Here is a 22,433-nt window from a genome sequence, read left to right as displayed (position 1 = left end):
ACATGCAGCGCATTACCCGGATTTACTTGGGCAACTGTGGTTATCTCATGGCGTGGTATGACGGCACGGTCCTCGACCTGACCGACCCGGAAACCAACGAGCCAACGGACACCATCTTCAACCTGGAGAATGGCGGCGGCAAGACGTCGCTCCTCGCGCTCATTTTTTCCTGCTTCGATACTAGCCTGGACCGTTTCCTCAAGCACCTGCAGAACAAGAACAACCACTTTTCGCAGTACTTCTCGCAGGACGGGCTGCTCGGTTTTATTCTGGTGGAATGGGAGATGCCAGCGCGTACCGCCGGTGGTGCGCCCTATCGGCTGGTGGTCGGTCAGACGGTTTCCATCAAGCCCGGCGCGGACGGGCCCGAGGCCGAAAGGCAATTCTTCAGCTTCGAAGCAGTGAACGGTTTGACCTTGCAATCGGTCCCGGCCCCGAAATTGGTGTCCAACCCCGTCAACACAATGGCGGAGTTTTCGCGCTGGATTCACGAAGAGCAGACGAAGCACCCTGACGTCTACTTCACCCGTAAGCAAGTGGACTGGCAGCGGCACCTGCGGGAAGAGCGGCTGATTGACCTCGAGATGCTTCAAATGCAAGTCAATTTCTCGGTCCAGGAAGGCGGGTTCGACACTGGCTTTCTGAACTTCACGAGCGAAAGCGCTTTCCTGCAGAAGTTCTTTCACCTAACGCTGGACGGTCAGCGCGCATCCGCCGTGCGCGAGGCAGTGGCCATTGCCTGCGACAAGCTGCGCCGCAAGCCGTCGTATCAGGCCAGGCTCGAGGAACTCGGCAAATTCTCCACCGTGCTAACTACGTTCGCCGGCAAGGCGCAGGACTATCACCGCGCCCTCGCGGAGCAGAGTGCACAAGCCTTTGACGGCGCCCGCATGGTGCTGGCGCTTCAGGCACGCTCTGCCGAGCAACGTCAAAAGCAGCAGCGCGAACTCGGCTACGAAAGCGACCAGCGAAAGCTTGCGGCCAGCGCCGGTGCCGACGTCCTGAGCTATTCGGGTCAAGCCGACAGCATGACATCGCTGGTGTACGTGCGCGCCGCGCGCGCTACCAAAGCGCGCGCGACTCATGCTGAAGCTACGCTTGAGACCATCAAAAACGACATCCAGCTCGTGCGCGGGGCCCGTGCATTGTCGGGCGTGCGGACGCAGGAAGCACATGTGGAGGAACTCGAGACGCAGGCCAAGCTTGCCGAGGAAGGACTGCTGCCGTTCCGGACCCGGGTCGACTTGCAGGGCGCGCTGCTGCGCACCGCCCTGAAGCACGGCGAGCAGGTGGAGCGGAATACGTCCACCAGGATTGCGCGCGAGACCGCCGAGCGGGAGCAGGCCGCCGCTGCACATCGAAGGGCCCTGGCCGAGGACGACAAGCGCCACAGTGACACTAACATTGCGCTGGCGCGCCTGCTCAGTCAGGAAGATTCGTACGGCAAGGAACTCAACCGTCATGTGAGTGCCGGACGACTTGCTGATAAGCGCGAGCCCGCGCAAGCCGGCATGGACCGCTGGAAGGAATCGCACGACAAGCTGCGGCGCGAGGAAGCAGCCTACCGCACGCAACAAGTTCAGCACGAGGCGCACGCGCAGGACTGGCAGCGCAACGAGGTTCTACTGGGCGCGGACATTGGTCGGCTCAAGGGAGAAATCCAGAACGCCGTAAACTTCCTCGGCGAAGGCGCGGCCGCGCAGGAGGAACTGGAGCAGCTGCCGGTCGCCCAGCTGGCCATCGAATCGGACACTGTTGACTCCGATTCTCCCGCGCTGCCAGTCGCATTGGACGAGGTAGCCCGCGCGTCCGCGGTTGAGGTATCAATCTGCGACGCTCGCCTGCGCGATTTGCGAACGACTGCGGAGGCCATCGAGGAAACCGGCGTTGCCGGCCGGAGCCCGGATGTCACGCGCGTCGTGGCACGGCTGCGTGACGCCGGTGTGCGTTCGGCGCGCGCTTTCAACGAGTACCTGGCTGATGCACTGGACGATGCGGACGCCGCGCGTGCGCTCGTCGTCAGCGACCCCGCCCGGTTCCTCGGCGTGTCTGTCGCGCCGAGCGAGATGGAGAAGGCGCGCGCAGTCGACTTGCAAGCACAGAAGCTCACGCATCCCGTGGTGGTCTCGCCGATTGCGCTTGCGGCCGCACCCGCGCCCAACGACCGCTTTGTCGTCGCCGGCGACAGCGATGCGGCCTACAACAAACAGGCAGCAGCGGCCTTGGCCAAGACGCTGAACGAGAGCATTGCCGACGAAGAGCAACGCCGCAAGGAGTACGATGCTCGACGTACTGAAGCACTCGCGGCGCTGGAAAAACTGGCCGCGTACAAAAAACGCTTTGGTGATGGCCAGTTGGCCGCGATGTTCGTCAAGCACGCGCAGTTGTCCGCCGACTTTGAGCTGGCGGTCGCGCGCCAGAATGAAGCGAGTATGAAGGGTCAGGAGGAAGCGGAGCTGGCCAAGCAATGCCAGGTGAACGCGGCCGAGCGTGCACGCGCCGCTACGACGGCGGCTGGGCATATCGAAGAACTGCAGCGATTCCTGAGCGAGCACGAAGCTGGTCGTGCCGAGCGCCTGCACCAAATCGACGAGCTGGGTGCGCAGCTGGACGAGCTGGCAGAACGTCGCGAAGCCGCCCGCGGTGCGATTGAAGCACTCACTGACCAGACGCTGAAAGAAGGCCGCGTTGCAGCCGAAGCCGACGCCAATGCAGGCACGCTCGCGCGTGAGCACGCAGCGGTCGAGTTTTACGACGATTCCGTGGCTGCGGAAGAAATGCTTGAGTCCCAGCCGCGGGACCTCGACTTCCTGCGCAGGGCTTACCGCGAGGCCATGTCTGCCTACCACGCAAAGGAACAGGACAAGCTTGGTGTGCTGCAGGTGCAGCTGCAGAGCGCCCGCGACCTGTGCAAGGATAAACGGGGTGAATTTTCCCGGGATTTCAGTGCACTCTCGGAAGAAGAGCTTTCCCAGTATGTGGATGCGGACCATGCGGCGCTGCTCGGTGAGCTGGAGGCCAAACTCGACCCTGCGCAGGTCGAGTGTATTGGGGCGATGTCCGCACAGCAGACCGCCAAGAATGCATCCGAAGCGTGGCACAAGAAGAATCCACAGGTGAAGCCGGCGACGCCGGACCTGGAAGCGCTTGATGACGTGGCGCTGGAAGCCAAACGCGACGAAGCAGTTGAGCTCAGCAAGGTGGCGAGCGAAAGACAGGCGCAAGCGGAGCAGGAAGCGGACCGCGCGAAGGACCTCGCCAAGGAGCTGGGCGAAAAGGCGGCCAACGATGCCCGCTCGGCCGACATGCTGCTGAACTTGATGAAGCTCGAAGACCCGCCACAGGTTGAACTGCTCGCGCTGGAAGCCGCGAAGCTCTCCGGGCAGGAGCCGGTGGACCTCGACCAACTGCCGCCGGTGGTGCTCGCCGAGGAATCTGGCGAGGACGTCAAGCGTATCATGGGCCTGTACTCAACGAAGCAGAAGTCATGCGATACGGCCTTGGGCCACGCCCGGACTGCATTCGAGGGATTGGGCAGGGCCGCGGCCACCCCGGAATTGCAGAAAGTCGAGCCCGAACTGACCGCGGCCATGCTGAGCAACGACTTTTACGCGGCGTGCAGTGATGCGGCGCGACTGCTCGAAAGCTTGGCCGACCGCATCCAGACGACCCAGGATAACGTGGACAAGATGCAGGCCGACTTTGATGCCTGTGTCGAGGAGCTGCTGGTGTTATCGCGTGTGGCTATCAGCCTGCTGCACTCCGCAGTTGACAAGCGTGTGCCGGCAGCTGCGCCCTACGTGGCCGGCAAGCAGGTCCTGAAAATGCGTGCGAACTTCAATGCCATCAACGCCGAAACCCGGCGCCAGGCGCTGACGAATTACCTGGACGGGCTCATCCAGAACCAGGTGGTCCCGGCGAAAGGCGCGGACTTAGTAGCCGAAGCCTTGCTGCGCATGTGCGGCGGCAGGTCGCTCGGGATTCAGGTGCTGCGCATGGTCGTCGACGAGAACCAGCAATACACCCCGGTCGACAAGATTTCCAACTCTGGCGGCGAAGCGGTGGTGATGGCGATGTTCCTGTACGTTGTTATTGCCCAGCTGCGCGCCGAGACCCAGGCGAAGCTGCACAAATTGGCGGGCGGGCCGCTCATCCTGGACAACCCGTTTGCCAAGGCCACGTCGCCGACCATGTGGAAGGCGCAGCGGCTGCTCGCCCAGGCGATGGGCGTGCAGCTGGTCTTTGCGACCGCCATTCAGGACTACAACACCTTGGGCGAGTTCTCTTCCTTCGTGCGCTTGCGCCGTGCCGGCCGGAATAGCAAGAGCGGTCGCTGGCACCTTGAGTGTGTGCGCTACCGGCTCAATGAAGAGCCGGCTGCCGATATAGCCAGTGCGGAGCCTGCATGATAGCCCCACAATTTGTTGAGCGACTGACCACTTTGCCGAGGAAACGCATCCCACTGGCGCAGCTGCGGCAACTGTACTTCGAGTCCCATCCCGAGGTGCAGAATCATCCGGAGCGCAGCGCCAGGTTGTTGCAGGCGCTCCAATCCTTGGCCGGCGACGGCGTTCTCACGCTGCCGGGACCGGACAGCTGGGAACGCGTCGGGCAGCCGGTACTGCCCAAATGGGTCACCTTGGTGCGGGCGTCCAGTTCCGCCCCTACACGCGATTTCTCGCGGGTGCCTTGGGTGCCAGAATTGGGTTTCTGGCCCGAACTCAAGCCCAGCCAGTTGGAAGCGGCTGTTGTAATCAACGAATTTCTGCTTCGGAACCGGAATTCCTTGTTCCCAGTGCCCATCAAGGAGCGTTCGCTGGAAATTTTCGGGGATGAAAAGCGGCTGGACGTCATGCGCCTGTCGAACACGCTTTTCTCCGGCCGACTGTCGCTCGAGACGTTGGGTGCTTTTGTGGTTCCGCCTCCCCTTCCATATCGCGCAGCTGCAGCACGCGGCAACCCGGTTCTTGTGGTCGAAAATCACAACAGTTACTGGACCTTCGGAGAGTGGAATCAGTCCGCACGCCGGTATTCGGCCGTTGTCTACGGTGCAGGCGAGGCGTTTCGCAGCAGCGGTGCCGCACTGGGAGAGGTTCTGCGCGAAGTCGGTGGAACCGGTGCCGTCTACCTGGGGGACCTGGACCCAAAGGGCGTATCCATTCCACTTGACTACAACAGTGCGACGCGCGACGACATCAAAGTGGCGCCTGCAGTTGAATGGTACGAGTGGCTCTTGCTCAACGGGCGCCGGCGCGACCGGCCAGCCTGTCGGGACCTGACTCCGCTGGCAACTCAATGGCTCGGCCTCGAACTGGGAACGGCACTGAGCGAGCTCTGGGGCGAAGGTCAGTGGATACCGCAAGAAGCGCTGGGTTTCAGTTATTTGCGATTTTTGTGATGCCGTCGGGCTGTGCACAGACCATCTCAAGTTTTCAATTAGGGCCCGCTGCAACTAACTCCACGTCTGAAAACTGCTTGAAACCTTACTGCGCACAGCTTGCTTTTGCTTCACACCGTCTGCCTTATGAAGCATGTCCAGCCATTGTCGGGCGAGCTCGTCGCGATGCGCTTAATCAGCTCCGTCGGAAACTGATAAAGACCCAAAGTTTTGCAAGCAAGCAAAATAATGTATAGTTCTGTTAAGACCGGGAAGAACTACAAAATTATGTTTGCAACTGCATTTGGCGTCTTCGATGGGACCAGTTGGGAGAACCTTTGTCAGTTGGTCTTCAAGAGGAAGTATGGTGCTGACGGCTATCAGCACATTCCAGTGAGTCCAGGTGATTACGGGTTGGAAGGCTATACTTCGATAACTGGGTATGGTTTCCAATGCTATTGCCCTGAGAAACAATACAATCGCGCAGAGCTCTACGAAAAGCAGCGGGACAAGATTACCGCTGATATCAACAAGCTTCAAGATAACAAGGACGACCTTGCGGCGATTTTGGGCGCTGTCAAAATTAAAAACTGGATTTTTGTCACCCCGCAATTAGCTTCGAATGCGCTCTTAAGGCATGCTCGAAAGAAAGAGCGTGAGGTAAAGGCAGCGGGATTGTCCTATGTGGATGACGAATTCCGAATCATGCTGCATGACGTCGAGCACTACTTAGTTGAAATCCGCCAAATTCAATCGGCGCAAGGACAGGCGCTGGATTTTTTCTCAACTCCGCCAAAGCTCGAGGAGCTGACAGCTCCTCCAGAAGAATACGAAGAAAATCTTCGAAGAAAGAGCGTCTCACGTCTTGAGCAGAAACGTGATTCACCTTCGTATGACCGGTTACTGTCTGCCTTACTGGATTCGACGTTCAAAAATTTCTTAGAAGCGGACAATTTTCTTCACAACATTGAGAAGAGCGCACCTCTGCTCCATGCTCGACTTATCGCGCTCATCAATGAATACGAAAATGAGGTACGAGAAAAGGCAATCGTGTGGTGTGGTTCGGCTGATGAACTTACCAGTCACGTCTCCAACGGATTGATTGCACGAATCGTACATGACCTGAAGCCGGAATTCAATCAAACTAGCGCCAGCCAGGTTGCGCGGCACATTGTTGCGCGATGGCTTGCCATATGCCAGCTAGATTATGAGTGAACATACGAAAACATTGCGGTTTGTTCGACGGGCGGCCCCGGTTTTTCCCGAGCATCGACCGCTCTACAAGATTGCTCAAATTCTTTTGATGCTTGAGCTGGCCTCGCGAGGAGGAAAGTCTTCACTGCCGCGACTTCAGTTACTCAACTGGGCGTTGAAGACCGCACCACGCCGGGCACGGTTGGTTGAAGCCGTAAAGAAGGGACAGCTTAATCTTGCCGCATGGGGCTTTGACCCTGTGGTGGCAATCGCATTGCGGTTTGCTGAAGCTGAGAAATTGATAAAGCAAACGGCGACCGGCTATCAAATTACGAACCTCGGAAAGAGCTTTACGCAAAGCGTTTGCGAAGACACAGAGAACCTTGAAAGCGAACGTAGTTTTCTGACCTCGCTCGGCAAGTCGCTTACCGAAGGGATGGTTTCGGCAGTGTCGGATAAGTGGGGAGAAGTATGAAAATCAGAGCTGTAAAGTTGCACATTTCCACATCAACAGGGAGCTACGGCTTCGATTTTGAGTTCGGACGTCAACTGACTGTTGTGCGTGGCCGAAATTCCGCAGGTAAGAGTACGCTGTTCAACACTATCCTTTATTCTCTCGGCATGGAGGAACTCGTCGGCGGGCGAGATGAGCATGTACTTCCATACGGCGTACGTGACCACTTCCTGTACAACGGAAACCGCCTCGATGTGCTCTCGTCTGAGGTGTTTGCTGAGATTGAGAATAATGCCGCGCAGGTCGTGACTATTCGCCGTGCCATCAAGCATCAGCAGCGCCAGCCCAAGCTCATTGAGGTGTTCGATGGTAGTTGCCTTACTGGCAACGTGCCTTTCGAAAATGCAAAGCCGACCTACATTCATGATGCCGGCGCTGCTCAGAAAAATGAGGGCTTCCATCGCTTTTTCGAGACGTTTCTGGGCCTACGCTTGCCTACTGTCCCCACTTCGTCTGGCGGTGAAGCGAAGCTCTATCTACAAACCATTTTCGCGGCGCACGCAGTTGAACAGAAGCGTGGATGGACTGACTACATCGCAACGATTCCATTCTATGGAATTCGCGAAGTCCGGACCAAGGTAGTTGAATTTTTGCTTGGCTTGAAAGTCTTCGATACCGATGCATTAAAAAACAGATTGAACAGCGAGTCGGTCCAAATTCACGAAGACTGGACAAAAATTGTCGGTGATTTGACCAGAGCTGCGGCCAGCGAAGGATTCACTATCGTGGGGCTACCCAATCGCCCTGAATCGTCGTTCAATAAGGAGGCTGTTCATCTTTTTAGAAAATCAGCCGATGGTCAGATGACTCTTTCCCAGTATCGCACGCAGCTTAGAGACGAATATCGAATTCTGGAAGAGAAAACTGATAACTATGCCAAGGTGACGAGCGAAGAAGCATTGTCCGACCTTGAAGCCACAGCTACGCAACTGCGTGAACTAAACTTCTTACATGAACAGAGCATCACGCAGCTAACCCTTAAACGAGCTTCTCTCAAGGAATACGAGGAGTTGCTTGCCGAGACACGGGAAGACCTGGCGCGGAACCGCACGGCACAGAAGCTTAAGGGCCTCGGCGGCGAATATTCGCTGGAACTAGCCGATAATCGGTGCCCGACCTGCCTTCAAGGCGTGTCCGAATCCCTCCTTGGCGGCGCGATTACAGGTCCGGTTATGAATCTGGACGAGAACATTGCATATTTGAAGAAGCAATGTTCGATGCTCGAGCGTCAAATCGCCGGTTTTAGGGAGGACATCGAGCAGGCGGAGCAAATTTCTGCGGAATTAGGTCGTCGGCTGGTTGCCAAGAGCGACTATTTGAAAGCGCTCCGCGGTGACGTCAGCACCGGTACCGTTCAGTCCAAGGCTATGATTCGCAGGCAGGTGCAACTCGAAACGCAAGTCGACAGGTTGATTGGAATCGACAATTTGATACGCGAGCGCCTGCCGGTCATTGAGAGGCTCGCGCTTCAGCTTAAAGAAAATCAGAGGCAGCGAGCATTGCTTCCTAAAGAACGGTACGCCGAAGCCGACCAGGAAAAAATCGCCTTATTTGAGAAATGGTTCCGAGCAAATGCAGGCTCGTTCGGCTACGAGAGCGCGCCTATCCGAGACGTCGAGATTAGCCGTGACACCCTTACCCCGGTGTTGGGACAGCTTGAGCTTCGTGAAATTAATAAGAAAAAGAATGACAAGACGGACATTAAGGCAGACTCCAGTGCTAGCGATTTTGTGCGCCTGATTTGGAGCTACTTGCTCGCCATCTATCAAACCTCAGCCGGCAGTGAGGTGAATGGTAACCATCTTGGGATTTTGCTGTTCGACGAGCCGGGCCAGCATTCAATGCGGGTTGAGAGTCAGCATGCTCTCCTCCAGCTTTTAGCATTGGAGCCCGGCCTTCAAAGCATCGTCGCCGCCTCCTTTGATGAATCGGAGAGCGTCTTTAATCAAGCCACTTTGAATGTGAAGTTCAAGCTCATCGAGTGGGAAGATAAGCTGATTCAGCCGTTAAGAGCGGCCTAATTGAGGCATGGGCCAGAAGCAGAGTGTGCCGCTTGGCTGACCCCCGGGTCTTCAAAAGTGACGTAGACTTACACGAGTGCCTGACCGATACGACGCAGAAAGGTCCGCACGACTCCCGTTGGGTCCGCGAGGGAGAGCCGAGCTGGTGTCATGCGCGCCGCCACATCGCGATTGAGTTTAACTTTGATGCCCAGCTCGGCCTTTCCACGCGCTTTGTCGTCTAAGTTGGCCCAGCTTCCACCGCCGGCATTAACACACAGGGGCGCAAGCGTTTTTGGCACATCAGTGAAGGCGGCGTGGTTCTGCCATTGAATCAAGGGCCATTGTTCTCGAATCGCGTCTGGATGAAGATAATTCTCGACCTCCCGCATATCAGTGTGCATTGCGATGCATCCAGGCTGGTTATTCACTTGGTCGGCAGCCGCTTCGTATCTGGGCGCCGCTGGCGGAATGGTATCCCTATCGAACAGATGGAACTCCGGACGGTTAAGCCTGGCAAGCCGACCTATCCAGTTTTCGAGATTTGACCCCCCAAGAGGGATGAAGATGAGTTGGCCCGATTCCTCGGCTTTTGCTAAGTCGGGAATATCTGCCTCGTGAGGCGCAAGTACAGCTGATATCGCTTTTAAAAAATTAATGTCGTTCGTTCCTTCGACGCCGACGAACGCCTTGACAGAGTTATCTGGCAGAACGCCGAGCTCTTTCGCCGCTTGATAATACACATCCTCATTGCCGACCAAGACACGGCGCGTGTTGTCTTGGGCACGTGTAACGAGCCGAAGAGATTGCACGGGCAGATTGCGGGCTAGCGCCGGGTTGTGCGTGGTGATTAGAACCTGACATCCCGGCTGTTCGGCCAGTTCAAAGAACGCTCTGAGTAAGAGCTTCTGATTCGCTGGATGCTGGCTAGTTTCTGGTTCCTCAATGGCGTAAATAACGCCTGGCCCAAGAGCAGCATCATTTCGGCGCTCGGCCTGTGCTCTGAAGAAGTTCAGAAGAATCATTCGGCGAACCCCACTACCGCGCTTATTGACGGGGACCTCAGTTTCGTCCGTTAGTGCAATTTTAAAGGCCGTGGCCCAGTTGGGGCGCTGCACCGTGGGCTTCAACTCCCGAGCCAAATTCGGGTCGATTTCCGCTAACTTAGAAACCGTTAGCTTGGCAACCTCTAGTACAGACGACTCTACAGCAGCACGAAGTTCCTCTAGCTTGTCCTCATGTGCCTTTAGCGCCTGCTGTACCGCCGTTTTCATCGGGTCCTGTGCTTCGGAATCCTGGTCGGTGCTCGGCCTATCTGCCTTAAAAAGCGCGAAGATAGGAAGGGCTTCCTTGAGTTGAGCCCATACCTGTTTGGTACCCTCCTCAGTAACGTCGAGGAGAATCTCCTTACACTCAAGGTCTTTAGCGACTGCCCGGATAGCTTGGCGAAGGGCGGCGTTAATGTTCTTCGGTACCTTGTCCATATCAACGCCAACTTTTACTGCACGCTCCTTCAAATCTTTGTTTTTAAGCTTCATAAGGTCGGCGAAGCCGTCGGCAGTCGGGTGGTTTGCCAGCACAAAGGTCCCTTTGAGTTTCGGAGCTTTTAAGGACCCATCATAGACCTTGTGAATCGCCAGCCGGCCGTTCGCTCGTAGAAGAAACTCTTCATCGAGTGACGTTGGGTAATCTGTGTCCAATACGACCGTTTGCGGAAGTTCACTGAACTCGCAAACTATATGCACCTCTTTGTCATCTGAGTTCATGTTGACGTCCCCAGCATCCGGAGCGGAATCATCAAAGAAAACTTGAAGTGCCTCGAGCAAGCTAGATTTTCCGACGTCGTTTCGTCCCAGAATTGCATTGAACTTATCCACCGAGAGTTCGGTTTCCTGTCCAAAACAGCGAAATCCCTTGATTCGTACGGTTTCCAGTCGCATGTCTGCCTCATGTCGATTGTTATAGTTGCGAGCGCCCGGCAACTTCAAGTAGATGCCGGCGAGCAACAACTTTACGAGAATGTGTACGACTTGGCTAGGAAAATCGAGCAGATTTAGGCTTCTCGATGAGCCTTTATTCACCGTGCATTTAATCACGCTGTGGTCACGTGACTGCCTCCACTCGCCATGCTTTAGCGACTATCTGGGACATTGCGCCCGCGACCTAGTTGCGGTCAACCTATAGCCTCGGTTAACAATTTCCGCAGTGTCCTTGACCAGACGTCGGGCTCGCTCCAGCTCCGCAGACGGCCGAACCAAGTTTCAAATGAAAACACTTTACAGAGTGATTTTCAGTGTATATAGTGAAATCACTTTAATGAAATTTGGAGCGCGCATGCAGGAAACTACAGAACAAAAGGATTTGCTCAGGCAACTTTATGCTGACAAGCCAGCATTTCGGCCCGTCTTCGACGCGTTGGCCACTTACGTGTACGGCCGTAAGTCCGTCAAAATCGACCGCATTCATCGTATTGTGAAAGGGAAGCGGGTCAATGTAGTCGCCGCCTTTAAAGCGGTGGAGGAAATCGGCTTGGGCGACTACGTCAAGGGGAGCTGGGGGCACGCCTCTCGATTTGATTTCGCGGGCACGACCCCACGGCGTGTCGGTCTGCTCGCCCAAGGTGTGGACGACGAAGAAGAACTGGATGATGTCGATACTGAAATAGAGGCAGAGTTGGACGAGGACGATTCTGCGGACGGAGAGCTGAGTGGCGCCGGCATCAGCGCACTCAGCATTGAAGAGCTGATTGCTGAAATCAAACGCCGCGGTGCGCGAGAAGTGACGGTACTGTTCTAAGCATTCTGTCTACGATAACCGACGGGTTGCGGCACGCTTAGAAGCACGTTGTGTTCGCGGTCCGTCGACACTGGTTCGCAATCTTGCAAAGCGCAGGGAGATGTCGAAAGGCAGATAGTTGAAGGGCCGAGCTGCTTTCCGTCCGATGACGCTGATGCCGCCTCTTACTCTTATGTTTCGGAGGGGTATTGCCGGGCTGGAAGTTCGATTCGATGCGAGCCGAAGCGCTTTTACCGTCCTTGGTAGTGTTGCCGTCACATGCGCGAAAAGCCAGGGGTTTTTCGGCAAGTAAAACAACAAAACAAAATCGACCTGCCGATGCTGATGTTTGTCTTCTCAATCAACAGGTTGTCGAAGGGCGCACGACGTGTCGAAGCACTTTGGGAAGCACTTCTGTTTTCGCACTGCACAAAAAGAGCGCGTTTGGAAGTAGAATTTTCTACCTAAGACAGAAAGCTCTACATAAAGACATCCCGATTTACCGACAGCCAGATCATCGCCATCCTCAAGCAAGCCGAAGCCGGCAGCCCTGTACCGGAGCTGTGCCGCGAGCACGGCATCAGCAACGCCACGTTCTACAAATGGCGCGCCAAGTACGGCGGGATGGACGCGTCGCTCATGGCGCGCATGAAGGAGCTCGAGGACGAAAATCGGCGACTGAAGAAAATGTATGCCGAAGAACGTCTGAAGGCCGAGATCGTTGCCGAGGCGCTGACAAAAAAGTGGTAGCGCCATCTCAGCGGCGAGAGATGGCGCAATGGGCCGTGGCACAGCGGTCAGCCACGATTAACCTGGCATGTCGGGCGTTTGGCATCAGTCAGACCTGCTACCGCTACAAGGCAAAGCTGGACGCGGAAAACGCCATCATTGCTGATTGGCTGGTTCGGCTAACGAACAACCAGCGCAACTGGGGCTTCGGTCTGTGCTTCCTGTACCTGCGCAACGTCAAAGACTTCAAGTGGAACCACAAAAGGGTCTACAGGATTTATCGAGAACTCGAGCTGAATCTGCGGATCAAGCCGCGCCATCGCCTAGTACGCGAGAAGCCGTTGCCGTTGGCTGTGCCGACCGCAATCAACCAATGCTGGTCGATGGACTTCATGCATGACCAGCTTGCCGACGGGCGCAGCATCCGCCTGTTCAACGTCATCGATGATTTCAATCGGGAAGGCCTGGGAATCGAGGTCGATTTCTCGCTGCCCGCCGACCGCGTCATCAGATCACTGGACCGGATTATCGAATGGCGCGGCAAACCGGAGGCGATCCGTTGCGACAACGGCCCTGAGTACATCAGCGCCGTGACCTTGGCGTGGGCCGCCAGACGCGGCATCCGCATCGATTTCATCCAGCCAGGCCAGCCTCAGCAAAATGCCTACGTCGAGCGTTACAACAGGACCGTGCGCTACGATTGGCTGGCGCACCACCTCTTTGAAACGCTCGACGAAATCCAGGAATTTGCTACTCGCTGGCTGTGGACCTACAATCACGACCGGCCCAACATGGCACTCGGCGGCATCACACCAAAACAGAAACTTGCCCTTGCCGCTTAACCTCTACTTTTAGCTCGCTCTAAACATGGGGGGATTACCGACGCAAACAAGGAGTTTCAATTCGCGCAGGTCCCGGCGGACTTCCCTCAACCACACTACCCAGGCGCTGTCGGTGGCGCCCAGCCGAAACTGCTGATGACCCGGTACAACGGTCGCCTTTACACATCGGGTTGCACTCCGCCTGAAATTTTCCGGCGTTGGGACGTATGCGAAGACCTCGCCAAGCAGTTATCAGTCAAATCCTTAGAGTCGAAGGCTGGGAAACGTTCGCACATGTCCGAGCTTGATATTCTCGCACAGTATCTACCGCGATTGATTGCGACACGGTGGACTTCGGAATCGGAAGCGCGATGGGTTATTCGACGTGTGGCAGCGATGCTCCACTGGCCCGTGCCCTCGGCAGCTGAGGAGCCCTGCGGAGTCTGATTCTATGGCTGCGTTCAAAAACTAATCAGTGGCCACTGATGCTCGGCCGTGGTCTAGACTTTACACGTTGACCGTTCCAAGCGCCTCTGCAGGCGCATTAGAAATGAGAGATTCCGCCTCCGCCTGCACTCGCGGCCAATGTTCAAGAAGATGCTGTACACAATGTTCGACGCCTTCGATGTCGACTTCGAAATCCTCTATATCCGTGAGGCCAATCGAGGCCAAATCAGTTGCGGATATTTCGTCGTAACATATTCTCAAGTACAGGTTCCCAGCTATAAATTCAACCTCCACCTCGCCACACAGAATTTGCTCGGCGACTACGCCCGCCATGCCGAATATCGCACGCCAGTTCGAAGGGAGTGGAGGGACATCCAGTCCTGCGCGGGCCCATACTTCATGCATTTGCTCCGCGCAAGTGCGGGGTCGGAACTGCCCTAACCACGCCACTTCATCAGGGCTTCCACTTTCGTTCTTCCAGACAACCGCGTCGCCGGCGCCGCCGAAGAGTTCATAGATGATTTTGTGGCCGGCTTCATGGTAGGCCGCTTTTCGAAGGTCGACGTCGGCCATTCGGTCTTGCGTAAGGTCAGGCATAGAGCTAGAGGTGTCAATGTCGGGCAGAAGTATAGTTCCGAACGACCGACATGACGCCACCAGCAACTACGCTATATTGCCCGCACATCGTAGCCAATAAGGAAGTCAGCCGTATTGCGATCTTCAAGCCACCTGGGCGCCCGGCCTGGACCAGTCCAAGTCTTACCGGAGACTGGTCCTTGTATTTAGCGGGAACCGCGCCGCGCGGCTTTGGCTCTCCTTTGGCTTGCGCCAGGTGAGCAGCGGTAATCCCATGGGCTTCCATCAGCTCCCGGATTTTGTTTCTCGCTTCAGCGAGCTCTCGCTGGCGAGCAGCTTCAGCCTGATTTTCCAATTCTTGCATTTGCGCTTTTAACTCAGCATAAGCAGGCATCTATCATTTAAGCCAACTCACACTGTTTCCTATTCAACTTCAAAGTTTGTAACGTCTAGGTAGCAGTGCAGTGCAAGAGGCGGGATTTGTGCAACAAAGCCCTAGTCGACTCGTGAATTCAATTCATCGGTAAACCTTGACCCGTGGGCGATTGACACCCAAGGCAAAGCGACCACCGCTGATACGAGAAACCCAAGACGATACATACATGAGCAATGAGTCTTTCGAACTAACCGACCGCGGCAAAACATAGATTCGACCGGTGGCAAGTTGGATGCAAAGCCCCACCGAATCATCAAAGTCCGGGATATCCCTCCACGTATTCATGTAGACCTCGAAAGTCGACCGTGCTTTGACAACAAACGGGCAGTCCATAGGCTTATTCGTAGTATTGTTACCGATTTGGCCGCCGAGCCACGTAACCTCGCCGAAGTGACGGAAATACCCGATTGAACGCACTTCCGTATCAATTCCACTATCGTTACTAATACCAAGCACTATGCCACCATTCTTTACCAGGAAGAACTCAAGTCTTATACGATGCGCTTCCTTACGATATGTAATGGCAAGAGCGGCTCCAGAAAATGCTAAGGCGAAAATAGAAACGCAGAATGCGGCGATTGCAAGCATGAAAAGACCTTGATTTTTATGTTTGGTAGCGTTTGACCCGAACTGGCCTGTCAGTGGCGACAAAGGCGGGAGGTTAGCTGAACTTTAGTGACAACCAAGCAGCATACGTCGCAATTCGTTTCCGGAAACGGATTGTTAACGAGGATTTTCGTCTCTTTGGAAACTCAACGTAAATTCCCTACCTGAATTGCCAGATGGTGAAAAACCAGGCCGAAGGAAACTACTATTCTGCGGTCTGCTTTGTGACGAATACATTACCTCAAACAATGAACCCCGCGCAACTTTTCTTAGCTCATAGACGAGTTGCGGTCTGCTATATATGTAGCTTTCCTTTAGCTCACCACTAAGAACGTGATTGTCATTGCATGCACGACTATCGCGCGACGATATTAAGTTTTCGAGCTTGGTGAAGCGATAGTTCTCATCGCGCTCGCCGACTTGAAAAAGCCGACTAATTGACAAAATTGTCTGGTCTAGCTCGGCAAGAAACTCACGAGAGGCAATTACTATGTTGTAACCTGGAGGAAGGTCGTCTGTATATCTGAGAGAATAAACCTTTTTGTTAAGCTCAAGAAATTCCTGATTTAATGAGCCATATAACTCTCTATCGAAATTCTTTACCGCATTCCAGTGAGCCTTCTGCAAATGTCCGTGAGATTCGTTACCATTGAAAGCAAGGATTGCCTTAAAGCACTTTTCAATGGCCGTGCTCGACAAAATTGCCGCCTGTTGTGGGAGACTAGATAGAAATAGCACTCGAGCGGCGATGTAGTCATCGGCGCTACCACTTAAGAAGCTTTGAACCTTCTGCACTCGTTCCGGGTCGACAGTCGTTTTAATTTTTTTCATACATTATGCAGCGAGAATCGGATTAAATATGGGTGAATTCAATTGTTTTTAATTATTGGCTTATCCTTACTGCAGCAGGACATCTGAGTTTATGGCTTCAAAGAAATTGAAATAGCTAAAGGACCTGCGCTGATGGTCGAACTCACCAAAGCGAGCTTTGGCTTTCTCAACTCTGGCCTTTAACTCCGCGCCCGAGGTTACACCGATGGCGTGATATATGCCGTTGCGCGTTTCTTCGTCCACTGCGCGCATGAAAGTTGGGAATCTATTGCCATAAGAGGAATAAACGGTGGTTCGAGCTCGCCAAATGCTCGGCCATTGTTCAGACGCAGCTGGGGAAAAGGACCTTGCAATCGAACCCAACATCAAAAAAACATCCGCTTCTATAAGCTCTGGGAAGGAGGTCTTATCCAACGTGGAGCGCTCTTTCAGTATGTCTGCGGAAACCGATACTCGGTTTAGCTGCAAACGGCGGTTCCTATGTTCATCCAACGATACGACGTTTGCGTCGAACGCCATATAGCTCTCAGCCTGCGATTCTCTTCGTTGTGGTTGTTGAACTATATACGTTGCGCTTAACAGTCGCCGTAGGGTTTTCCAGCGGTGATGGTGCAGAAGTACGGCAGTTTGAATGAGGAACGCCTCGAGTGCAAAAAATGAAAAAAGGTCTGCCCACCCAGGGTAATAAGTACCTTGGTTGATGGGTAACCCAAAGTGTTCGCCCAGGCCTTCCATTAACTTATGGAAAGGGGCCAACGAATTGGGGTCATCTGCGGAAAAAGCCGCGACAACGTCCACATATTCCGCGAGTTGGTCGCGGAGAACTTTAGTTGATGAGATTGCCTGAAATACCTCTTCGTCATAACCTTCTCCAGTTGGGGTAACGTAAAGCCTCGCAACCTCGGCTAGCAAGCTTTTAACAAAAAGCGACTCAAGTCCCTGTCGATTGGGTTTCCCGTCCTGTATCGCCCTAAGAGCGGCAGCAAGTTCCTTAACATAGCTTGCCCCCGGACTAGCAACGAACGATGGCAGTCCCCCGAGCTTAGGCTTTTGATGGTACGGTTGTTCATAGATGAGGCGAAGCAGTTCGTCCAATCCTGCGCCGTACCGTTCTTCAGTCGACAAGTCGATGTAGATGAGGCCCTTCATGAAAACAGGAAGACAAGGCTGTTCGTCATCGCCGTATTCGCACACAATAGGAACGAACTTCGTTTGCTTCACGCGCCCGTACAGTTCCTGAGAAATAATTTGCGACTCGGTGCCGACTCCGCCAGCGCGTGCATTGGCCTTTTCCTGATACTTTCGGTCGCAAATTACAAGCACTTTCTGGACAGTCGGGTCAACAACCATTGACTCCATAAACACGTACTTGTCGTGCCCTGGCTTCAAGTCCCACTTGTCGAGTACTGCGTCAACACCGTGGCCGCGTAATGTAGTTGCGAGGTCAACGACGAATTGCTCATGCTCAGGGCTGGTCCAGCTGTAGGAGATGAAAACTTTCGGATGCTCGGTAGATGTGCTCATGTTAATACTATGTGAAAAATTTTTGATTTTTTAGATTATCAGCCTTACTGGGTGCTAAATATTAATAGATAAGCCAACCCTCAGGAAATTCTTTTCATTCCACTCACTTTTTCAGCCTTAATAAAGGGTGATAGTTAAAAGGAGTCTAGGCGTAATTTATTAGTTAATGGCCAGCAACTTTGAAATGTTAAATCAATAAATTGCGCGGACGTTCGCATGCCAACTTCACCAAGTATTACACGATTGCATGGTTATAAAATTTCGCGTTTTGTTCTTCTCCGACACCCGCAGCACAATATTATCTCAGCCAAAGGAGGAAATGGTAGGAAAATAAAAAGCGGAGCTATATCAATAGCTCCGCTTGAACCGCTCACGCTTACACGTCACATAAAAAGACGGTAGGGATAAATCTTCCCTGGTAAGTCTGGAGCATTCGCTATCGTCCTGGCCAGCCGTTGGGAGTAACGAATGCTAACTGGCACAGGGTCGTAGAGAGCATCGTTGTTCCAGTCCATCTTTGTCAGCGCCAATGCCTCCTGTGCAACCGTCTCCAGGGGCCCCCGTCCGGCGTGCCTGGTCAACTGTAGCGGCTTTGGAATACTTTTCCCGCCTTGGTAAAAGTCACCCTTTGTCGAGACACTCGGCGCATTGCCGGCTGCCCAGAGTAAGGCAGATGGCCCAGAGCGCACGACGACTGTGCCCCGCGGAACCGGGTAGCCCGACGGGATGCTACGCGGAGAGTCTTTCTTGGAATCCAACAGCCAAACACCTCGCCAAGTGGAATGTGTTCCAACCTCTATGCACTCAACCTCCTGGATTCCAGCAAGCGCATCATAAGCACCATCGAGCTCCTCTTTCTTGAAGGCAGTCGTTTTGTGGATGACGAGCCGTCTGGGGAGTTGACCTGCATTTCTCTTCTGATAGAGTTCCAGGCTTCTTGCGATTACGGCACGCATGTCAGCCCGGCTCAGGAATGGATTGCGCCGGGCCTCCTTCACATCGGCCACAGGGTCGCGGGCCTCGAAAGCGACGAACTGCATTCCCCCACCATCCATGTCAAACACTTGGGAGCAGCACGTGACGTAGTGTGCATTTGTTGGGTCGCCGCGGAGCGCATAGGCAAGGCCAATATAGGCAGTGTCGTCTGGAACGCTCTTCATGCGTGCTAGTTTCCAAGGGATGCCCCCGGCTTTTACATAAAGCGCGGTGGAAAGACGCCAGGCAAGCGACGCTCTATATTGGAAAGTGAAGGCCCTGTCGTTAAGTACCTGTGTCGGGATGTTGTACTTGGCGCCCAGTGCCTTCAGCGCATCGTGCGCATCAAAGAACCTTGTGCGTGTGGCCGCAGCCCAAGAATCTGGGAAGTGCACGAGAACAACGTCGAAATAATCGCGCACGTTATTCAATCTGGCCAGTGCGTTGTCCATGGCGATGAACAGGCGCTGCTCCGCTGTGCCGTCTCCTGCCAGCTGACCAATAGACTCAGGCCACTTTACGTGCGCATCACTTGGAGCGGATGCTAGCTCGACGTGGAATAGGTTCTGAAAGCCAGGGAAACGGGGCACATATTCTTTTCGCTCGGCCGCATCATGTGTGCGGAGTAGCTCCTTCATCAGGTCACCGCGCCTTATGAATGTGCTTGCGGGGCCAACTGTGGCAATTCTGATTCGCGGTGTATAGCCGCCGAACGAGCCCTTCGAGAATGGCCCGAATCTCACCAATCCGCGCAGCGGGTGTTCGTCGACCTGATTATCGTTCGGTGCAAAAGACAGATACGGCTCGTCGAGCAACGTAAAAGGTGGCAGTTTCGAATCTTGAGCGGTACTTGCCATTATTTGCTCCGATTGAAATATTGATGGGCATTTGAAGGACGGCTCCACCCTGTCACTGGAGAAACCTTGAATACCGCATCAACTCCTTCTCCCGCCTGAAGCCCAAGGGCTGAAACTGAATTATCTTTACAAGAAGTAAGCAGCCCGGCCCAAGCATCGATGATTTGCGCCCAGTTGCTGTTGTATTTCCGGGCCCACCGCTCGCGCCGCCAATCGGCCGACGGGTCAAGCGTTCGCATCATCGGCCTGCCAAGCTCGTCACTCGTGTCGTTTTCAGGTTTCGCCTTAACTTCACGTGGAATGTCGACGAAGGTGGACGGTTCAAATCCGCACCACCATCGGTCCTGGACCTTCTCTAACTTGAGATAGATACCTTCAGCGAAACCGTAGCCCAGTCCTGGGACCTGACCTGTCAACGACCCGTAGGTGGCCTTAAGTTTGGCTAGCTCCTCATTTTTGCGCCGGCGAAGTTCGTCACTATCCTCTTCGCGCTGACCAGCTACCACTAAGACATGGCCATTGTGCTTGAACCGAGGAAGCAGCGGACGCTTACGTGCAAGCGCCCGGATAAGTGCATCATATTGAAGGCCCAAGGCCCAACTATCTCTTTCTGGATTGAGCGCGATTGTGCCTTCTAGTTTTGCGCCATATTCCGCAAACACCTTGAGAACTTCCTCGTCTCTTCCAAAAATAGCCAGCTCCTTACCGCGTGCGGCGACCACGGCCCGACACTTCTGGTCTTTCAGGAGTCGTCGAGCATCCTCCGTGGTGAGTGGTCTGTTAAGTGATAACCGTCTAGCTTCGACGGGAAGTTTCTCAACTAGAATGGCTGAATACCGCAATACTGGGAACTGCAGAGCCTCGACAGCCAACGGAACGACTGGCCGCAGACGCTCGGTGCCCTTGTGGACGTCTACATGGTTTCGCAGTGTGTCGGGAAGCTGAACTTGGGCAACCAAGTCGCCAGCCAACTCGTCGAAGGTCTTTGACTCAACCACAACGGCATTGATGCCAGCAATGATGGCATGCTCTAGGAGTTGTTTTACCGCTGGCAATAGCCGGTTCTTCGAGGACGTCACCCAGTACAACCCACCAGGATACGCGTACGGTTCCCGTAAGACTTGCTCTAACGCCTCTATGATGGATGCGTCTCGGCCGCTATATCCTACGACGACCAAGCCATAGCGTTTGCATGTTTCTACAAGAACCGACCGCATGTTTGCGTCCTGCGTCTGCAGTTCAGCATTGGTGTTCTTGATTTTGACAGAGGTATAATCGCCGTGGAGTTTAGCGATGAGTGGCCAATCGCTCTCGTTAATGCACCGTAGGGCACGCTCGGCTGAATCTATCGCGGCAACGGTCGGCCTTTTCTGGCTCTCGACGGGCAACAATGCGTTGCTCAGGGTCACCGATTCCTCGACCAGTGGGTCGAAGTTGGTAGTGAATACGCAATCTGTCTGCCGACTAGACATTAATGCCGCAAGCGCTCGATGCGCGAAGCATGGTGTGCCCTTGCTAACGGCGTCATCTATATATTGGCGCCGGTGCAATTCGTGCGGATAGACCGCCTCGAAAGCTGCCGAGTATTCTTCCGGGTGGCCATCGGGTGGAAGGATGCTCGTGCGCTTGAAGAACTCGTCAATGCGTTCCGACCAAAGTGGGTCCCCAGAGTCGACTTCCTGAGGCGAATAGTTGTTCTTCTGGCAGAAGATTTTCTTCTTAAAGTCGCGAATCATGGCGTACCCAGTCGGGATACCAGACGCGGCGGAGGCGCCGGCACCGAGAAACCACGCCAACCGATTCGGCCGCAACGCGAACGCGGACGCGAACTCTGCTCCCGACAGAGTCGGTATTTCTACATCCAAGGCCCCTCCTTGATTAGTAGTTAACATCTTTTAAATACTTGGAAGTTATCACAGTCTGAGAAGCTCGTCATCGGATTGATAGCGGTCGAAAACAGCGGTAAAGAATTGCACGCACCGGAGTCAATGCGTCTCCGTAGTAAATAGAAACTGCACATGCCCGAGCTCGATAATTCTCTGAATCACATGGTCAATTTCGACGGCTTGGCGAACGCCAACTAATACACCGGTTTCAAGATTCCGTAGCAGCGCGTTCCCGGTCAGGTTGGCAGAACCGACGATGGCAGTAGTTCCGTCTGCCACAACAAGCTTCGAATGAAGCAGCACGGGAGCGGAGGCACGCGCTGTGTACACGCGAAGAGCTCCTGGCAGGCCACGTGCTTCGCGCCTCAGGGATTCAAGTGAGGCCGAGGCACATGAAGGCAATGCGTTTGCGTTTTGCGTAATTAAGACGATAGATACACGGCGGGCCAAGGCGAGGAGGAGCCCCTCTTGCAACTGGCCTATACCTTCGGCCTCCAGATATGGCGCGAGAAGCATCAGGCGTTGTTGAGCGCCTCCAATGACTCTTAGCACTCCATCGGCGTAGCCAGAGGCGTCGATTCCAGGAACACTGAGTTCATCTGGCAGTGTCCACAGCAGAGACACATCCGGCTCATCTGGTGCCTGCCAAAGCGTACACAGGAAGGCTGCAAGTGGACGTGCTAGGAGCCGGTTGTCTAGTCCGATGCAACCAGACTCTAGCAACGCCTCAAACAAAATGCGTTCCCCGTCAACTCCGAGCAATGCACAGGCCCACAGCAGCTCTGCCGATGAATCCAAGCACTCACCGACCATCATCCAAAGTGCCTGGCCGAGCCTTCTAACACCGTCCGGTCGTTGAATGCGAGCCGAAACCTCAGAAATTTG

16 protein-coding genes are annotated in these 22,433 nt (G+C 54.6%); 7 read left to right on the top strand and 9 right to left on the bottom strand.

What is annotated here, in order from left to right; all coding sequences use genetic code 11:
* Positions 1-2 precede the first annotated feature (2 nt).
* The 5 genes from ACEN9Q_RS25720 to ACEN9Q_RS25700 all read left to right on the top strand — a co-directional run bounded on the left by ACEN9Q_RS25720 (position 3) and on the right by ACEN9Q_RS25700 (position 9,106).
* The gene (locus ACEN9Q_RS25720; protein ID WP_495626508.1) at positions 3-4,409 is read left to right on the top strand and encodes a coiled-coil domain-containing protein; all 4,407 of its coding nucleotides are present in this window, start codon (positions 3-5) and stop codon (positions 4,407-4,409) included.
* Positions 4,406-5,398 (top strand): Wadjet anti-phage system protein JetD domain-containing protein, encoded by a 993-nt coding sequence (locus tag ACEN9Q_RS25715; RefSeq protein ID WP_495626507.1) that lies wholly within the window; start codon positions 4,406-4,408, stop codon positions 5,396-5,398. The genes ACEN9Q_RS25720 and ACEN9Q_RS25715 overlap by 4 nt, the downstream gene beginning before the upstream one ends.
* A gap of 228 nt (positions 5,399-5,626) precedes the next feature.
* On the top strand, positions 5,627-6,592 hold the full coding sequence (locus ACEN9Q_RS25710; protein WP_495626506.1) for a hypothetical protein: 966 nt from the start codon (positions 5,627-5,629) through the stop codon (positions 6,590-6,592).
* Positions 6,585-7,046: a hypothetical protein gene (locus ACEN9Q_RS25705; protein ID WP_495626505.1), complete on the top strand. Its 462-nt coding sequence runs from the start codon at positions 6,585-6,587 to the stop codon at positions 7,044-7,046. The genes ACEN9Q_RS25710 and ACEN9Q_RS25705 overlap by 8 nt, the downstream gene beginning before the upstream one ends.
* Entirely contained in the window at positions 7,043-9,106 is a 2,064-nt protein-coding gene (locus ACEN9Q_RS25700; RefSeq protein ID WP_495626504.1) for an ATP-binding protein, read from the top strand. The genes ACEN9Q_RS25705 and ACEN9Q_RS25700 overlap by 4 nt, the downstream gene beginning before the upstream one ends.
* 68 nt (positions 9,107-9,174) lie before the next feature.
* Here the strand turns inward: ACEN9Q_RS25700 and ACEN9Q_RS25695 are convergent, their stop codons facing one another.
* Positions 9,175-11,025 carry an ATP-binding protein gene (locus ACEN9Q_RS25695; RefSeq protein ID WP_495626503.1) on the bottom strand — a complete coding sequence of 617 codons (1,851 nt, stop codon included), beginning with the start codon at positions 11,023-11,025 and terminating at the stop codon, positions 9,175-9,177.
* Positions 11,026-11,350: 325 nt separating this feature from the next.
* Between ACEN9Q_RS25695 and ACEN9Q_RS25690 the strand changes: the two genes are divergently transcribed.
* Together ACEN9Q_RS25690 and ACEN9Q_RS25685 are read left to right on the top strand one after the other, a co-directional pair.
* Positions 11,351-11,881, top strand: coding sequence for a hypothetical protein (locus ACEN9Q_RS25690; protein WP_495626502.1), 531 nt, complete (start codon positions 11,351-11,353; stop codon positions 11,879-11,881).
* Between the two features lie 462 nt (positions 11,882-12,343).
* Positions 12,344-13,431 (top strand): IS3 family transposase gene (locus tag ACEN9Q_RS25685; protein ID WP_495628998.1). Its coding sequence is split into 2 segments (ribosomal slippage): positions 12,344-12,596 and positions 12,596-13,431, totalling 1,089 coding nucleotides; the frame shifts between segments, so codons are not numbered across the junction.
* A gap of 486 nt (positions 13,432-13,917) precedes the next feature.
* On the opposite strand, the gene ACEN9Q_RS25680 is transcribed toward ACEN9Q_RS25685, so the two are convergent.
* From ACEN9Q_RS25680 to ACEN9Q_RS25645, 8 genes are all read right to left on the bottom strand, one after another.
* Entirely contained in the window at positions 13,918-14,430 is a 513-nt protein-coding gene (locus tag ACEN9Q_RS25680; RefSeq protein ID WP_495626501.1) for a hypothetical protein, read from the bottom strand.
* A gap of 37 nt (positions 14,431-14,467) precedes the next feature.
* The gene (locus ACEN9Q_RS25675) at positions 14,468-14,827 is read right to left on the bottom strand and encodes an H-NS histone family protein (RefSeq protein ID WP_495626500.1); all 360 of its coding nucleotides are present in this window, start codon (positions 14,825-14,827) and stop codon (positions 14,468-14,470) included.
* 123 nt (positions 14,828-14,950) lie between these two features.
* On the bottom strand, positions 14,951-15,457 hold the full coding sequence (locus ACEN9Q_RS25670; protein ID WP_495626499.1) for a hypothetical protein: 507 nt from the start codon (positions 15,455-15,457) through the stop codon (positions 14,951-14,953).
* 135 nt (positions 15,458-15,592) lie between these two features.
* A complete protein-coding gene (locus ACEN9Q_RS25665) occupies positions 15,593-16,306 on the bottom strand; it encodes a hypothetical protein (RefSeq protein ID WP_495626498.1) in 714 nt (237 codons plus the stop codon).
* A gap of 66 nt (positions 16,307-16,372) precedes the next feature.
* On the bottom strand, positions 16,373-17,830 hold the full coding sequence (locus ACEN9Q_RS25660) for a toll/interleukin-1 receptor domain-containing protein (RefSeq protein ID WP_495626497.1): 1,458 nt from the start codon (positions 17,828-17,830) through the stop codon (positions 16,373-16,375).
* 383 nt (positions 17,831-18,213) lie between these two features.
* Positions 18,214-19,662, bottom strand: a complete 1,449-nt coding sequence (locus ACEN9Q_RS25655) for an argonaute/piwi family protein (protein ID WP_495626496.1) — start codon at positions 19,660-19,662, stop codon at positions 18,214-18,216.
* Positions 19,662-21,398: an SIR2 family protein gene (locus tag ACEN9Q_RS25650; RefSeq protein ID WP_495626495.1), complete on the bottom strand. Its 1,737-nt coding sequence runs from the start codon at positions 21,396-21,398 to the stop codon at positions 19,662-19,664. Before ACEN9Q_RS25650 ends, ACEN9Q_RS25655 begins: the two co-directional genes overlap by 1 nt.
* A gap of 249 nt (positions 21,399-21,647) precedes the next feature.
* Positions 21,648-22,364 (bottom strand): phospholipase D-like domain-containing protein, encoded by a 717-nt coding sequence (locus ACEN9Q_RS25645; protein WP_495626494.1) that lies wholly within the window; start codon positions 22,362-22,364, stop codon positions 21,648-21,650.
* Positions 22,365-22,433: the final 69 nt, after the last annotated feature.

It is taken from the genome of Massilia sp. Masssp93 (assembly GCF_059491295.1).
Note: the sequence above shows the minus strand (reverse complement) of the source record. Positions and strands in the feature narration are given on the sequence as shown.